This is a genomic window from Actinoplanes sp. CA-015351 (genome assembly GCF_050955685.1).
Lineage (GTDB): Bacteria > Actinomycetota > Actinomycetes > Mycobacteriales > Micromonosporaceae > Actinoplanes.
The window spans coordinates 6,494,101-6,508,963 of sequence record NZ_CP192102.1 but is presented as its reverse complement, the minus strand read 5'-3'; the positions used below and the strand labels follow the sequence as shown (position 1 = coordinate 6,508,963).

Sequence of the window (14,863 nt, the reverse complement as noted above, 5' to 3'; positions counted from 1 at the left end):
CCACCAACGCAGGTCGCCGACCCCCGCGAACTGCCCGCCCGCAGTGCAACTCCGCCGCACCCCGACACGGCGTGTCGATTTGGGTGCGATCCGAACCCAAACTCAACACAGGCAGCCGTTTCGTGGCGCGCGTGTCGACTTGAGGTGCGAATCGCACCCAAAATCGACACGCTGAGCCTTAAGTCGACACACCAAGCTGGGGTCGTGGGGTCGTGGGGTCGTGGGGTCGTGCGGACGTGCGGACGTGCGGACGTGGGGTCGGAGCCGGGACGGGAGCACACAGTGGGCCCTCGGCAGGGGTTGTCGTGGGCCCTGCTCCGGCGGGCGGCGGTCGCTCGATTCCGGCTCCTAGCGAGCACAGGTCACTTCGCCGCAGCCGGACGACGCCAAGATCGCGGCTCAGCCGCAGCCGCGGGGCTCAGCCGCAGCAAGCCACACGCCAGGCGGCAGGGCGGTCGCACGGCGGGGCGGTCGCACGGTGGGGCGGTCGCACGGTGGGGCGGTCGCACGGCGGGGCGGTCGCACGGTGGGGCGGTCGCACGGTGGGGCGGTCGCACGGCAGGGCGGTCGCACGGTGGGGCGGGGGCTTGCCCTTGCGTGTTGACTTTGGGTTCGAATCGAGCCCGAAATCGACACGGGCTGTGGGCCGCCTGGCTGTGTGGCGGGGCGGGACGGGGCAGGGCGGTGGGCGTACCCACGGAAGGGTTGGCATGGGGGAAGGCCCCCGCGCAAAGCGCGAGGGCCGTCGGGAGATCTTGGGGGTCACCAGCCGCGTTCGGCCAGGCGGTGGGGGGCCGGGATGTCGTCGACGTTGATGCCGACCATGGCTTCGCCGAGGCCTCGGGAGACCTTGGCGATCACGTCGGGGTCGTCGTGGAAGGTGGTGGCCTTGACGATGGCGGAGGCGCGCTGGGCCGGGTTGCCGGACTTGAAGATGCCGGAGCCGACGAAGACGCCCTCGGCGCCGAGCTGCATCATCATGGCGGCGTCGGCGGGGGTGGCGATGCCGCCGGCGGTGAAGAGGACCACCGGGAGTTTGCCGGCCTCGGCCACCTCCTTGACCAGTTCGTACGGCGCCTGGAGCTCCTTCGCGGCGACGTAGAGCTCGTCCTCGGGGAGGGTCTGCAGGCGGCGGATCTCGGCGCGGATCTTGCGCATGTGGGTGGTGGCGTTCGAGACGTCGCCGGTGCCGGCCTCGCCCTTGCTGCGGATCATCGCGGCGCCCTCGGTGATGCGGCGCAGCGCCTCGCCCAGGTTGGTGGCGCCGCAGACGAACGGGGCGGTGAACTGCCACTTGTCGATGTGGTTCGCGAAGTCGGCCGGGGTCAGCACCTCGGACTCGTCGATGTAGTCGACGCCGAGCGACTGCAGGACCTGCGCCTCGACGAAATGGCCGATGCGAGCTTTCGCCATCACCGGGATCGAGACCGTGCTGATGATGCTGTCGATCATGTCGGGGTCGGACATGCGCGAGACGCCGCCCTGCGCGCGGATGTCGGCCGGGACCCGCTCCAGCGCCATGACGGCGACGGCGCCCGCGTCCTCGGCGATCTTCGCCTGCTCGGCGTTGACCACGTCCATGATCACGCCGCCCTTGAGCATCTCCGCCATGCCGCGCTTGACGCGGGCGGTTCCGATGGCGGGCTGGTTCTCAGACATGGGTTCGGCTCCTCAGCGCGAAGTACGGGATGTGTCAACGGCAGACTACGAACTGGTCAACGGCGTCTCGATAGCCAATCGACCTGCTGGTGGCCTGCATTAGGGCCGCTGCTTAGAGTTGGCCGGTGAACATCGGAGTGCTGGCCCTGCAGGGCGACGTGCGAGAACATCTGTCCGCGCTGGCCGAGTCGGACGTGCTGGCCCGGCCGATCCGCCGCCCCGAGGAGCTGGCCGACGTCGACGCTCTGGTGATCCCGGGCGGCGAGTCGACGGCGATCAGCAACCTCGCCGTCTCCTTCGGCCTGCTCGACCCGATCCGGAAGCGGATCGCCGACGGGATGCCGGTCTACGGGTCCTGCGCCGGCATGATCATGCTGGCCGGGACGGTTCTGGACGGCCGGCCCGACCAGGAGTCGTTCCAGGGGATCGACATGACCGTGCGGCGCAACGCGTTCGGCCGGCAGGTCGACTCGTTCGAGGCGCCGGTCACCATCGACGAGGTCGAGGGCGGAGACTTTCACGCGATCTTCATCCGCGCACCGTGGGTCGAGGAGGTCGGTGAAGACGTGCGGGTGCTGGGCCGCGTAGCAGACGGGCCCGCCGCCGGTAGGATTGTCGCCGTTCGGCAGGGCAACCTGCTTGCCACGGCTTTCCACCCGGAGCTCACCGGCGATCTTCGCGTACACCGGTACTTCGTCGAGATGGTCCGCCAGGCCGCACCCGCACGGTAGACACGGAGGTTACGCATGTCCGGCCACTCCAAATGGGCGACGACCAAGCACAAGAAGGCCGTCGTCGACGCCAAGCGCGGCAAGATGTTCGCGAAATTGATCAAGAACATCGAGGTCGCGGCGCGGACCGGTGGCGGCGACCCCTCCGGTAACCCGACGCTCTACGACGCCATTCAGAAGGCGAAGAAGAGCTCGGTCCCGAACAACAACATCGAGAACGCGGTCAAGCGCGGCTCGGGCCTCGAAGCCGGCGGCGCCGACTGGCAGACGATCATGTACGAGGGTTACGGCCCGAACGGCGTGGCCCTGCTGATCGAGTGCCTCACCGACAACCGGAACCGCGCGGCCACCGAGGTTCGCACCCGGCTGACCCGCAACAACGGCACGTTCGCCGACGCCGGCAGCGTGTCGTACCTGTTCAACCGCAAGGGCGTGGTGATCGTCCCGAAGGCCGGACAGAGCGAGGACGACGTGATGCTCGCCGTGCTCGACGCGGGCGCCGAGGAGATCAACGACCTCGGTGAGGCGTTCGAGGTGGTCAGCGAGCCGACCGACCTGGTCGCGGTGCGTACCGCTCTGCAGGGCGCCGGCATCGATTACGACTCGGCGGAGTCCTCGCTGGTGCCGACCATGACGGTGCCGGTGGACGAGGACACGGCTCGCAAGGTGCTCAAGCTGATCGACGTGCTCGAGGACTGCGACGACGTGCAGAACATCTTCGCGAACGCCGACATCTCCGACGAGATCCTCGCGGTGCTCGACGAGGAGTGATCATCGGTAACCTCCGGTGCTCAGCGAGCTGAAGTACTGGATCATGGCGCCGACCAGCAGCACCGCGCCGCCGGCCAGGCGCATGACGTGCCGCCACTGGCTGCGCCGCCACGCGTGCACCCAGGCGATCTCGGCATCGGCCAGGGCTTCGAGAGAGGCCCTGGCCGTTCCGGGTATGACGGCCGCTTTCCGGAGTGCGAGGCTGCCGTTTCGCGGGGCTTCGCGCACCGCGTGGATCGGGGTCACCCGGATCTCGTAGATCTGATCCTCACGCCACTGTTCAGTGCTTTTATCCAGAAATTTCCGGATAAAGGGTTCTACGGCGTCGGTCCGCGTCAGCCTGCCCCACCAGCGCAGCCGCCTCCAGTGCCCGGCCGTCTCGGTGAGCGTGTCCAGATAGACCCGCTCGCCCGCCACATGATCGCCGCCGACCAGGCGCACCGCCTCGGCGCGCAGGTCACGGGCGCGCAGCGTGACGAAAGCGACGTACTCCGGCGGCGGCTCGTCGTCCATCGGCGGAATGAGGTACATGGCACCTCCCAGCCCTCATCGTCGAGGCGTGTCGGCGGCGGGCGCAACCCGGTGGCGTACTAGGGTGTCGAACACACGTACGCGAGGGGGAGGTCCGTGGTGCGGGTGCTCGGCATCGATCCGGGGCTGACGAGATGCGGCGTCGGTGTCGTCGACGGGGTGCCGGGGCGGCTGGGGAAGCTGGTCGCGTACCACGTGATCCGCAGCGAACCGGACGAGGATCTCGCCGACCGGCTGCTCAACCTGGACCGCTCACTGAGCGCTCTGGTGGCCGAGCACAAGCCGGAGAGCGTGGCTGTCGAGCGGGTGTTCTCCCAGCACAACGCGCGTACCGTGATGGGCACCGCGCAGGCCAGCGGCGTCGCGATCCTGGCCGGAGCGCGCGCCGGGCTGCCCGTGCAGACCTACACCCCGAGCGAGGTGAAGGCGGCCGTCACCGGCTCCGGGACGGCTGACAAGAAACAGGTCACCGCCATGGTGACCCGGCTGCTGAAACTCGACGCGCCGCCCAAACCGGCCGACGCGGCCGACGCCATCGCCATCGCCATCTGCCACATCTGGCGCGGGGGCACCCGCGCGAAAATCGAAGCCGCCGCTCTTGTCGCCGCCCGCGGGAGAAGAAGATGATCGCCAGTGTCCGCGGTGTGGTCGCCGCGATCAGCCACGACAGTGCCGTGGTCGAGGTCGGTGGCGTCGGCATGCGGGTCTTCTGCACCCCCGGCACGCTCGCCGGCCTGCGCAGCGGCACCGAGGCGCGGCTGTCCACCACACTGATCGTCCGCGAGGACTCGCTCACTCTGTACGGCTTCGCCGACGAGGACGAGCGGCAGATGTTCGACCTGCTGCTGACCGCCAACGGGGTGGGCCCGCGGATCGCCCAGGCGGTCCTCGCGGTGCACCAGCCCGACACGGTGCGGCTGGCCATCGCCGGCGGCGAGCTGGCGGTGCTCACGGCGGTGCCCGGCATCGGCAAGCGCGGCGCCGAGAAGATGATCGTCGAGCTGAAGGACAAGATCGGCCCGGTGGGGCTCGGCGGCACGTCCGCGGGTGTGCTCAACGGCGCCTGGCAGGAGCAGGTACGCCAGGGCGTGCTCGCCCTCGGCTGGTCCGCGTCCCAGGCCGACCAGGCGGTGGCCGCGCTGACCGAGACGATCGACGGTGAGACGCCGCCGGTCCCGGTCCTGCTGCGCCAGGCGATCCGCCTGCTGGGCAAGACCCGATGAGCGACGACGTCGTCTCGCCTTTCGCGGAGGACGAGGAACTGGACGCGGAGTCCAGCGTCCGGCCGAAACGGCTCTCCGACTTCATCGCCCAGCACCGGGTGCGCGACCAGCTCGAACTGCTGCTGCAGGGCGCGATGGGCCGGGGCACGCCGCCGGACCACATCCTGCTGTCCGGCCCGCCCGGCCTCGGCAAGACCACCCTGGCGAACATCGTGGCCGCCGAGCTGGGCACCGGGATCCGTACCACCAGCGGCCCGGTGATCGAGCGATCCGGTGATCTGGCCGCGATCCTGACCGGCCTGGCGCCCGGTGACGTGCTCTTCATCGACGAGATCCACCGGATCGCGAAACCGGCCGAGGAGCTGCTCTACAGCGCCATGGAGGACTTCCGGGTCGACGTGGTGGTCGGCAAGGGACCCGGCGCGACCGCGATCCCGCTGGACGTGGAGCCGTTCACCCTGGTCGGCGCGACCACCCGGGCCGGACTGCTCTCCGGGCCGATGCGCGACCGCTTCGGCTTCGTCGCGCACCTCGACTTCTACTCACCGGCTGATCTGGACGCGCTGCTGCACCGCTCGGCCCGGATCCTCGGTGTGCCGATCACCGCGGAGGGCGCGGCCGAGATCGCCGGCCGCTCGCGCGGCACGCCGCGCATCGCGAACCGCCTGCTGCGCCGGGTACGCGACTTCGCCGAGGTACGCGCGGACGGCATAGTCACCGAGGACGTGGCGAAGGCCGCCCTGAAGGTCTACGACGTCGACGCGCTCGGCCTGGACCGGTTGGACCGCGCGGTGCTGCGTGCCCTGATCGAGTCGTTCAAGGGCGGTCCGGTCGGCCTGTCCACTCTCGCCGTCGCGGTGGGCGAGCAGTCCGACACGGTCGAGGAGGTCTGCGAGCCGTTCCTGGTCCGGGCCGGTCTGCTGGCGCGTACGCCACGGGGCCGGGTGGCGACCGAGGCGGGCTGGGCGCACCTCGGAAAGACACCGCCGACCGACGGTCGGTCCGGTGTGTTCCAAGGTGACCTGTTCGCCCGGGACGCGTGAGTTTTGCTCGTGATGTGAACGTGACGTGTGCCGCAGTCGTTATCTCAAGGTTGACCTATTAGACTCGCCGCCGTTCCAACTGGCATTTGCATCTCTCATCGGCGCTCGCCCACCGTCGCGCCGATGGCCTACGGAAGGCTCTTTCAGTGCTCCAGGCAGCTGAACAAGCGAGCGGCGGAAACTACTCGTTCCTGCTGATTCTCGTCCTGCTCTTCGGCTTCATGTACTTCGTGATGATCCGCCCGCAGCAGAAGCGGCGCAAAGAAGCCCTCGAGATGCAGAACACCCTCGGTGCCGGCGACGAGATCGTCACCATCGGCGGCCTGCACGGCACGGTCGTCGTGGCCGACGCCGATGTCGTCACGCTCGAGGTCGCTCCGGGGGTCGAGGTCCGTTTCGCCCGTCCCGCGATCGCTCGCGTGCTGACGAAGGCGGGTACGGTCACCGATGAGCCCGTCACGGACGAGCCGGAAAGCCCGGTCACCCCGGAGAGCCCGGTCACCGAAGTGCGCAAGCAGGACTGACCAGACTCGTTGTACCGACCGGCCCTTCGGCACCAGCCGACGGGCCGGTTCGTCAGGCCGCCCTCAAGCGGCCCTTACTGAGAACGCCGTGCCCCACGCGCGGCCGTAAACGCAGGGAGACCATAAGCCGTGGCACGACCACCACAGGGACAGATGCATCCCGGACGCCAACTCGGCGTGCTCGGTCTGGTCTTCGTAGTCCTGTATCTGCTGGTCTTCTTCGCCGGTGGCGCCAAGGGCAGCTTCACCGACCGTCTCGAGCCGAAACTCGGTCTCGACCTGGTCGGTGGCACCCAGGCCACGTACATCGCCTCGCAGCAGGGCGCGCCGCCGACGCAGGAGGCCATGGAGACCGCTCGCCAGATCATCGAGAACCGGGTCAACGCGCTCGGCGTCTCGGAGGCCGAGGTGGTCATCCAGGGCAACAACACCATCGTCGTCTCGCTCGCCGGTGAGGCCGACGACCAGCTCAAGGACCTGTCGCAGGCCGCGAACATGCGGTTCCGCCTGCTGACCGGCACGACGATCGACGTGTCGGCCGCCGCGCTGAACCCGGCGTCGCCGTCCCCGAGCGTCTCGGCGAGCGGTGCCGCGGCCCCGGCGACCTCGCCGTCGGCCGCGCCGGCCGCCTCGGGCGCAGCCCCGGCAGTCACCTCCAACCCGTCGGCGTCGACCGGCGGCCAGGGTGGCGGTTCGACAGGTGGCCAGGGTGGCGGCGAGGCCGCTCCGGCGGCCAGCGCCACGCCGTCGGCCCCTGCGGCGTCCGCCGCCGCTCCGGCACCCTCGGCTTCCGCCTCGGCGCCGGCTCCGGCCGCACCGCAGACCGCGGACCAGAAGGAACTGCTCGCCGCCGCCCAGAAGAAGGTCGGCAAGGACGCCTGGGCCGCCGCTGAGAAGCTGACCGCCCCGGTCGACCTGAGCACCGACGCCGAGGCGGGCCTGCCGTTCAAGGCGTTCGCCCAGCTGACCGGCCCCGAGGTCGCGGCGCTCACCCCGGCCATGCAGTTCAACGTGCCGACGATCGGTTGCGGCCAGCTCGACGCCCGGCCCAACGGCTCGATCGACGACATCAACTCCCAGGTGGTGGCCTGTTACCAGGGCGGCGCCAAGGTCATGATGGACAAGGCCGAGGTTGTCGGTGACGACATCAAGGAGGCCAGCCCGCAGCTGGACCAGACCCAGAACCAGTGGGTCGTCTCCCTCGACTTCACCAGCACCGGCCAGACCAAGTGGACCGAGCTGACCCGCACGGCGTTCAACGCGACAAGCACCGACCCGTGTTTCGTCGCGGTGCAGTCGCTGTACGGCACGGCCGACCACTGCGCGGTCGCCGTGGTGCTCGACAAGACGATCCTCTCCGCGCCGCAGATCCAGGGCGTGCTGAGCGGCCAGTCGCAGATCACCGGCGACTTCACCGCGGCCTCGGCCAAGGAGCTGTCCGACCAGCTGAACTTCGGCGCCATCCCGGTCACCTTCGAGTCCGGCCCGGCGCAGACCGTCTCGGCGACCCTCGGCCTGCAGCAGCTGGAGGCAGGTCTTCTCGCCGCCGCGATCGGCCTGGGCCTGGTGGCGATCTACGCGTTCTTCTACTACCGCCTGCTCGGCACGGTCATCTTCCTGAGCCTGGGGCTGTCCGCTCTGCTGACCTTCGGCGCGCTGGTGTTCCTCGGACGTACCCTGGGTTACACGCTGACCCTCGCCGGTATCGCCGGTTTCATCGTGTCGCTGGGTGTCGCGGCGGACTCGTTCGTCATCTACTTCGAACGATTGAAGGACGAGATCCACGAGGGCCGGTCGCCGCGGAGCGCGGTGCCGCGTGCCTGGCACCGTGCCCGCCGGACGATCATCTCGGCGAACACGATCACGATCATGTGTGCCGTGGTCCTCTACGTCGTGTCGATCGGTGCGGTGCAGGGCTTCGCGTTCGCCCTGGGTATCTCGACCGTCCTCGACCTGCTCGTGGTGTTCCTCTTCCGGCACCCGATCATGACGGTGCTCGCCAGCACGAAGGCGTTCATGTCGCCGCGGGTCAGTGGCCTCGGCCGCGTCCTGCGCAACCGGACCGACGTTAAGGAGGCCTGAGATGGCCCGTCCCGGTCTCGCTACCCGCCTTTACCAGGGCGAAGCGAACATCAACATTGTCGGCCGCCGGAAGACGTGGTTCGCGATCGCGATCGCGATCGTGGTGATCTCGCTCGGCAGCATCCTGATCCGTGGCTTCGAGCTCGGCATCGAGTTCGCCGGTGGCACCGAGTTCACCGTCCCGGCAACGTCCAACGGCCAGACGCTCACCCAGGAGCAGGCCGGTGACGCGGTCGCGAAGGCCGTGCACAGCGTCGAGCCGGACGCGCAGATCGCCGCGGCCCAGCAGGTCGGCACCGGCGCGGACTCGTTCTTCCGGGTCCGTACCCCGGCTCTGACCACCGCTGAGACCGAGGAGGCCAAGACCGCCCTGGTCGAGGACCTCGGGGTTCCCGCCGACCAGATCAGCGACAACCAGGTGTCGGCGGCCTGGGGTGGTGCGGTCACCGAGAAGGCCGTCCTCGGTCTTGTCGTCTTCCTCATCCTGGTCTGCGCGTACCTGATCATCCGGTTCGAGTACCGGATGGCGATCGCCGCGCTGGCGTCGCTGCTGCTCGACCTGGTGCTGACCGCCGGCGTCTACTCGCTCGTCGGTTTCGAGGTGACGCCGTCCACGGTGATCGGCTTCCTGACGATCATGGGTTACTCGCTCTACGACGTGGTCGTGGTCTTCGACAAGGTGCAGGAGAACACGCGTGGCCTCACGGCCGGCAGCTCCCGCACCTACGCCGAGGCCACCAACCTCGCGGTGAACCAGACGCTGATGCGTTCGCTGAACACCGGTCTGGTGGCGCTGCTGCCGGTCGGTGGTCTGCTCTTCATCGGCGCCGGCCTGTTCGGGGCGGGCACCCTGAAGGACCTCGGCCTGGTGCTCTTCGTCGGCATGGGCTTCGGCGTCATCTCCTCGATCGTGTTCGCCGCCCCGGTGCTGAGCGCGCTCAAGGACCGCGAGCCGAAGATCAAGGCGCACAACGCCCGGGTCCTGGCCCGACGCGCGAGCCGGTCCGACGACGTGGCCCCGCGTGCCGAGCGGACCCGCCCGGCGAACGCGACCGACTCCGACGAGGTTCCGGCGTTCGCCGGCACCACGCCGCGGCCGGGCGCCCGGCCGGTCGCCAAGCGCAACACCACCAACCGTGGTGGCGGCGCCGGCAACCGCCCCGGCAAGCGCCGTTGATCAAAAGCTGATCAAAAGCTGAAACAACCCCAACGGCCCGTCATCCTCGCTGATGGCGGGCCGTTAGGCTGTCCGACCGTGACTACCGAAATCGTGACCGGGGACAGCGGCCCGGAGCTGGCCGCAGTCGTCGCCGGGGGCACCGTCGACGTGCTGGACTTCCCCAAGCCCGGCATCGTCTTCAAGGACCTGATGCCGCTCTTCGGCGACGGACCGGCCTTCAAGAAGGCCGTGGACGGCATCATCGCCCATCAGAGCCCTTTCGATGTGGTCGCCGGGGTCGAGGCCCGGGGCTTCCTGATCGCGGCCGCGATCGGGTACGCCACCGGCGCCGGAGTCGTCCCGGTACGCAAGGCCGGCAAACTGCCCCGTCCCGCCTTCTCCGCCTCGTACGCGCTCGAATACGGCGAGGCCACCCTGGAGGTGCACACTGACGCTTTCGTGCCCGGGCAGCGGGTTCTGGTGGTCGACGACGTGCTCGCCACCGGCGGTACGGCCGGCGCGGCGATCGACCTGGTGGAGCAGGCCGGCGGAATAGTGTCCGGCTTCTCGGTGCTGATGGAGCTGAGTTTTCTCGACGGACGTGAACGGCTCGGCACGCGCCCGGTACACGCGCTGCTGACCGTTTGAATCCCTCTTCGATGTTCTTCGCCCGGCCACCCTCGCGTATTCGTGGGTTCGGCCGGGCCATCCGGCAGGGCGGTGCGGGTAAGATGGGCGGTCCAAGGTGACCAACCCTGGCATGAACCGACTTCCACAGCCGGTTCCCAGCGAAGGTGTGAGGAGGCCGGTGTCCAGCGACGTCGCCCCTCCGGCGGAGGGCACGGTGCAGCCGACCGACAGCTCGCGGAACGGCGGAGGCGAAGCCACGCCCGATGAGACGCTTGACGGTGATCTGGAGACCACTCAGCCACTCGCTCCGGAGGACACTCCGGGCAGCGGCTTCGGGCTCGCCAGCGCGCCAACCGGCCGGCGGGTTCGCGCCCGGCTCGCCCGGTTCAACGCACCCTGGCAGAGCACACAGGTCAGCGAGGTTCTCGAGCCTCTGATCGCGACGCATCGGGCCAGCCACCCCAAGGCGGACGCCCGCGCGCTGCAGAAGGCGTTCGACGTGGCCGCCCGCTGGCACTCGGGCCAGTACCGCAAGTCCGGCGACCCCTACATCACGCATCCGCTCGCCGTGGCGACCATCCTGGCCAACCTCGGGATGGACACCACGACGCTGGTGGCGGCGCTGCTGCACGACACGATCGAGGACACCGATTACGGCCTCGAGCAGATGCGCGACGACTTCGGCGCCGAGGTGGCGCTGCTGGTCGACGGCGTCACCAAGCTCGACCGGGTGAAACTCGGCGACGCGGCCAAGGCCGAGACCATCCGCAAGATGGTGGTCGCGATGGCCAAGGACCCCCGGGTCCTGGTCATCAAGCTGGCCGACCGGCTGCACAACATGCGGACCCTGACCTTCCTGCCCCGCCCCAAGCAGGAGCAGAAGGCCAAGGAGACGCTGGAGATCCTCGCGCCGCTGGCCCACCGCCTCGGCATGAACACGATCAAGTGGGAGCTCGAGGACCTCGCGTTCGGCACGCTCTTCCCCAAGCGGTTCGAGGAGATCAACCGCCTGATCGGGGAGCACCAGCCGCAGCGTGAGGCCCTGCTGCGCCAGGTGACCAACCGGGTCAGCCTCGACCTCAAGTCGGCGAAGATCAAGGCCGAGACCACCGGCCGGCCCAAGCACCTCTACTCGATCTATCAGAAGATGATCGTGCGGGGCCGCGACTTCAACGACATCTACGACCTGGTCGGCGTGCGCATCCTGGTCGACACGGTCCGCGACTGCTACGCCGCGCTGGGCGTCATCCACGCGAACTGGCAGCCCGTGCCGGGCCGGTTCAAGGACTACATCGCGATGCCGAAATTCAACATGTACCAGTCGTTGCACACGACTGTCATCGGCCCGACCGGCAAGCCGGTCGAGATGCAGATCCGCACGTTCGCGATGCACCGCACCGCCGAGTTCGGCATCGCCGCGCACTGGAAATACAAGGAGCAGAAGGGCGCGACGATCGTCGGCCCGCCGGCGCACATCGACGAGATGACGTGGCTGCGGCAGCTGCTCGACTGGCAGCGGGAGGCGAGTGACCCGTCCGAGTTCCTGGACGCGTTGCGCTTCGACCTCTCCAGCCAGGAGGTCTACGTCTTCACCCCGAAGGGCGACGTGATCCCGCTGCCGACGGGTTCGACACCGGTGGACTTCGCGTACGCGGTGCACACCGAGGTCGGGCACAAGTGCATCGGCGCCCGGGTCAACGGCAAGCTGGTCCCGCTCGAGTCGACGCTCTCCAACGGCGACGTGATCGAGATCTTCACCTCCAAGTCGGCGACCGCCGGCCCGACGCAGGACTGGCTCGGGTTCGTCAAGAGCCCCCGCGCGCGGACCAAGATCCGGCAGTACTTCAACAAGGAGCGCCGCGAGGAGGCGATCGAGGACGGCAAGGAGGCGATCGTCAAGGCCATGCGCAAGCAGGGCCTGCCGCTGCAGCGCATGCTGACCAGCGAGAACCTCACGACGATCGCCCGCGACCTGCACCTGCCCGACGTCGCCTCGCTCTACGCCGCGGTGGGGGAGAACGCCACCTCCGCGCAGTCGGTGGTGCAGAAACTCGTCGCCGGTTTCGGTGGCGAGGAGGGCGCGGTCGAGGACATCGCCGAGACCGCCGTCGCGACCCGCCCGCCGCGTAACCGGAGCTCCGCACAGGACCCGGGTGTCGTGGTGAAGGGCGTCTCGGACGTCTGGGTGAAACTGGCCCGCTGCTGCACCCCGGTTCCCGGCGACGCCGTCTTCGGTTTCGTCACCCGCTCCGGCGGGGTGAGCGTGCACCGGGAGGACTGCGCCAACTCGCAGGACCTGCGCGAGCAGGAGGAGCGGGTCGTCGAGGTCACCTGGAAACCGACGTCGGCGTCCACGTTCCTGGTGGCGATCCAGGTGGAGGCGCTCGACCGGCACAAGCTGCTGGCCGACGTGACCCGGGTGCTGTCCGAGGAGCGGGTCAACATCCTCTCCGCGACGGTCACCACCACCCGTGACCGGGTGGCGGTCAGCCGGTTCACCTTCGAGATGGCCGACCCCAAGCACCTGGGCCACCTGGTGGCCGCGGTGCGCAAGGTGGACGGTGTCTTCGATGCCTACCGGGTGACGTCCGGGGCATAAAGCACAAAAAAATGGCGGCCCCCGAGGGGGCCGCCATTTTTAGTGGATCAGGAGACCGTCATCGTCTTGATGTCGAGTTCCTTCTTCGGGTGACCGCCACCGGCGGAGGCGTCGAACGCGCCGTCGTCACCGGCTTTCACGACGTCCTTCACGATGTCCAGGCCCGTGGTGATCGTGCCGAGCAGCGTGTAGTTCGGCGAGAGCTGGGTGTCCTCGGAGACGATGAAGAACTGGCTGCCGGTGCTGCCGGCCTGGCCGGTGTTCGCCATCGCGATCGAGCCGGCCGGGTACGGGTTCGTGGTGTCCGTCGGCAGGTTTTCCTCGACCATCGTGTAGCTGGGGCCGCCGGTGCCGTCGGTCTCGCGGTATCCCTTGCCGGTGGCGAACGGGTCGCCGCACTGCAGGACCTTGAACGTGTCCTCGTTGACCAGGCGGTGGCACTTGGTGTTGTCGAGGAACTTCTTCTCGGCCAGGTGCTTGAAGCTGGCGCCGGTGCACGGAGCCTTCGCCAGGTCGATCGTCGCCGAGATCGCACCGAGGTTGGTGTCGAAGGTCAGCGTGCTGGTGCCGACGTTCGGCACGGTGGTCGGCGGGAGGCCGACGTCCTTGACCTTGCCGCCGGTGGCCTCGTCAGCCGGGGTCCAGGAGCAGGCGACGGTGCCGGCCGAAGCGGCCGCCGCGGTGTCTTTCGGGTCGTCCTTCAGCTGGTTCACCAGGACGACGGCCACGCCGGCGATGACCAGCACCGCGAGGGCGGCTCCGAAGATCGCCTGGTTACGGCGGCGCTTGCGCGCGGCCGTGGCCCGCTCGCCCATCTCCTTCTCGAGCCGGGCTCGCGCCGCCGCGCGCTGCCGGTCCTTGATCGACGACACGTCGTTCCCTCCACTGCTGGTCTCATCCGGCGAACTCACGTCTGTCGCGCTCTTGTCCTGCGCACTCACGTCCGGCTCGCTCTCGTCCTGTGCGCTCACATCTGTAGCGCTGTTGGCTGTGAAGCTCTCGGCGGCGGCGCTGTCAGCAGTCTCGCTCTTGTCGGGCGCGCTCATGACTGGTCCGCGCTGGCCGAAGGGGCGGCGGCGTCGGCCGCGCCGACGGTCAGGGTCTGCACGGTGATTTTCTCCTTGGGCGTGACCTTCTCGCCGGCGTCACTCTCGACCGTGGGGATCTTGCCGATCTTCTCCAGCGTGTCGAGACCGCCGGTGACGGTGCCGACGATCGAGTACGCCGGATCGGCCGCCGTGAAGTCCTTGAAGAACATGAGGAACTGGCTGCCGTTGCTGCCCGGCGGGTTGCCGACCATCGCGACGGTGCCCTTGGGGTAGGTCACCTCGGCGGCCGGAGCGGCGCTCGCACTGGGCTCGGGCTCCGGAGCACCGTCCGGCAGGTTCTCGTCGTAGAAGCTGTACGTCGGCCCGCCGTTGCCGGTGCCGCTCGGGTCACCGCACTGCACCGCGCCGTCAGCGGTGATCGCGTGGCACGTGGTGTTGTCGAAGAACTTCTTGCCGGCCAGGAACGAGAAGCTGGCCGCGGCGCAGGTCGCGTTCTCCACGTCCATGCTGACCACGATCGGGTCGCCCTTGTCGGTGGCGATCGTCATGGTCTCGGTGCCGGACTCCGGCAGATCTTTCGTCGGGGGAGTGCCGACCTCTTTCAGGTCGGTGTTGCTCGCCGCGTTCTGCGGCGTCCACAGGCAGATGTCGCCGGCCTCGGTGTCGGTGGTGTCGTCGCTGTCGAAGGCGCCGCCCGCCCACGCGACACCCGCGATGATCAGCAGCAGGGCGAGGCCGGTGCCGACGCCCGCCGTGATGCGGCGGCGACGACGCTCGCTGACAGCTCGGCGGGCCTGTTGCCGATCGAATTTCGCCCGCGCGAGCTTGCGCTGCCGGTCCTTGCTGGGAGCCACCGAAAGCT

The 14,863-nt window shown here is 69.0% G+C and carries 14 protein-coding genes; 10 read left to right on the top strand and 4 right to left on the bottom strand.

Annotated elements, in window-relative coordinates; all coding sequences use genetic code 11:
- Window positions 1-762 precede the first annotated feature (762 nt).
- Complete coding sequence (gene pdxS, locus ACQP2E_RS29595; RefSeq protein ID WP_111649575.1) at window positions 763-1,659, bottom strand: pyridoxal 5'-phosphate synthase lyase subunit PdxS; 897 nt, start codon at window positions 1,657-1,659, stop codon at window positions 763-765.
- Window positions 1,660-1,784: 125 nt separating this feature from the next.
- Here pdxS and pdxT point away from each other — a divergent pair, with 125 nt between their 5' ends.
- A complete protein-coding gene (gene pdxT / locus ACQP2E_RS29590; RefSeq protein ID WP_433826221.1) occupies window positions 1,785-2,390 on the top strand; it encodes a pyridoxal 5'-phosphate synthase glutaminase subunit PdxT in 606 nt (201 codons plus the stop codon).
- A gap of 15 nt (window positions 2,391-2,405) precedes the next feature.
- Window positions 2,406-3,161 carry a YebC/PmpR family DNA-binding transcriptional regulator gene (locus ACQP2E_RS29585; protein ID WP_433826220.1) on the top strand — a complete coding sequence of 252 codons (756 nt, stop codon included), beginning with the start codon at window positions 2,406-2,408 and terminating at the stop codon, window positions 3,159-3,161.
- Here ACQP2E_RS29585 and ACQP2E_RS29580 read toward each other — a convergent pair whose 3' ends face one another.
- Window positions 3,162-3,692, bottom strand: a complete 531-nt coding sequence (locus ACQP2E_RS29580) for a hypothetical protein (protein WP_433826219.1) — start codon at window positions 3,690-3,692, stop codon at window positions 3,162-3,164. It lies immediately after the preceding gene.
- A 99-nt stretch (window positions 3,693-3,791) separates the two neighbouring features.
- On the opposite strand from ACQP2E_RS29580, the gene ruvC reads away from it, so the two are divergent.
- From ruvC to ACQP2E_RS29540, 8 genes are all read left to right on the top strand, one after another.
- Window positions 3,792-4,319, top strand: coding sequence for a crossover junction endodeoxyribonuclease RuvC (ruvC, locus tag ACQP2E_RS29575; protein WP_433834087.1), 528 nt, complete (start codon window positions 3,792-3,794; stop codon window positions 4,317-4,319).
- Window positions 4,316-4,915 (top strand): Holliday junction branch migration protein RuvA, encoded by a 600-nt coding sequence (ruvA, locus tag ACQP2E_RS29570; protein WP_433826218.1) that lies wholly within the window; start codon window positions 4,316-4,318, stop codon window positions 4,913-4,915. Before ruvC ends, ruvA begins: the two co-directional genes overlap by 4 nt.
- Window positions 4,912-5,958 (top strand): Holliday junction branch migration DNA helicase RuvB, encoded by a 1,047-nt coding sequence (gene ruvB / locus ACQP2E_RS29565; protein WP_433826217.1) that lies wholly within the window; start codon window positions 4,912-4,914, stop codon window positions 5,956-5,958. The genes ruvA and ruvB overlap by 4 nt, the downstream gene beginning before the upstream one ends.
- A gap of 146 nt (window positions 5,959-6,104) precedes the next feature.
- Entirely contained in the window at window positions 6,105-6,482 is a 378-nt protein-coding gene (yajC, locus tag ACQP2E_RS29560; protein ID WP_433826216.1) for a preprotein translocase subunit YajC, read from the top strand.
- Window positions 6,483-6,635: 153 nt separating this feature from the next.
- Entirely contained in the window at window positions 6,636-8,564 is a 1,929-nt protein-coding gene (gene secD, locus ACQP2E_RS29555) for a protein translocase subunit SecD (protein ID WP_433834085.1), read from the top strand.
- 1 nt (window position 8,565) lies between these two features.
- Window positions 8,566-9,741, top strand: coding sequence for a protein translocase subunit SecF (gene secF, locus ACQP2E_RS29550; RefSeq protein WP_433826215.1), 1,176 nt, complete (start codon window positions 8,566-8,568; stop codon window positions 9,739-9,741).
- A gap of 78 nt (window positions 9,742-9,819) precedes the next feature.
- A complete protein-coding gene (locus ACQP2E_RS29545; protein WP_433826214.1) occupies window positions 9,820-10,371 on the top strand; it encodes an adenine phosphoribosyltransferase in 552 nt (183 codons plus the stop codon).
- 160 nt (window positions 10,372-10,531) lie between these two features.
- On the top strand, window positions 10,532-12,952 hold the full coding sequence (locus tag ACQP2E_RS29540) for a RelA/SpoT family protein (protein ID WP_111649586.1): 2,421 nt from the start codon (window positions 10,532-10,534) through the stop codon (window positions 12,950-12,952).
- A gap of 47 nt (window positions 12,953-12,999) precedes the next feature.
- On the opposite strand, the gene ACQP2E_RS29535 is transcribed toward ACQP2E_RS29540, so the two are convergent.
- Window positions 13,000-13,824 carry a peptidylprolyl isomerase gene (locus tag ACQP2E_RS29535; protein ID WP_111649651.1) on the bottom strand — a complete coding sequence of 275 codons (825 nt, stop codon included), beginning with the start codon at window positions 13,822-13,824 and terminating at the stop codon, window positions 13,000-13,002.
- A gap of 170 nt (window positions 13,825-13,994) precedes the next feature.
- Entirely contained in the window at window positions 13,995-14,855 is an 861-nt protein-coding gene (locus ACQP2E_RS29530) for a peptidylprolyl isomerase (protein WP_433826213.1), read from the bottom strand.
- Between the last annotated feature and the right edge of the window lie 8 nt (window positions 14,856-14,863).

Excerpts from the sequence above, each read along its gene's own strand:
- pdxS (WP_111649575.1), bottom strand. The coding sequence starts at position 1,659 with ATGTCTGAGAACCAGCCCGCCATCGGAACCGCCCGCGTCAAGCGCGGC.
- ACQP2E_RS29585 (WP_433826220.1), top strand. The coding sequence starts at position 2,406 with ATGTCCGGCCACTCCAAATGGGCGACGACCAAGCACAAGAAGGCCGTC.
- ACQP2E_RS29580 (WP_433826219.1), bottom strand. The coding sequence starts at position 3,692 with ATGTACCTCATTCCGCCGATGGACGACGAGCCGCCGCCGGAGTACGTC.
- ruvA (WP_433826218.1), top strand. The coding sequence starts at position 4,316 with ATGATCGCCAGTGTCCGCGGTGTGGTCGCCGCGATCAGCCACGACAGT.
- ruvB (WP_433826217.1), top strand. The coding sequence starts at position 4,912 with ATGAGCGACGACGTCGTCTCGCCTTTCGCGGAGGACGAGGAACTGGAC.
- secD (WP_433834085.1), top strand. The coding sequence starts at position 6,636 with ATGCATCCCGGACGCCAACTCGGCGTGCTCGGTCTGGTCTTCGTAGTC.
- secF (WP_433826215.1), top strand. The coding sequence starts at position 8,566 with ATGGCCCGTCCCGGTCTCGCTACCCGCCTTTACCAGGGCGAAGCGAAC.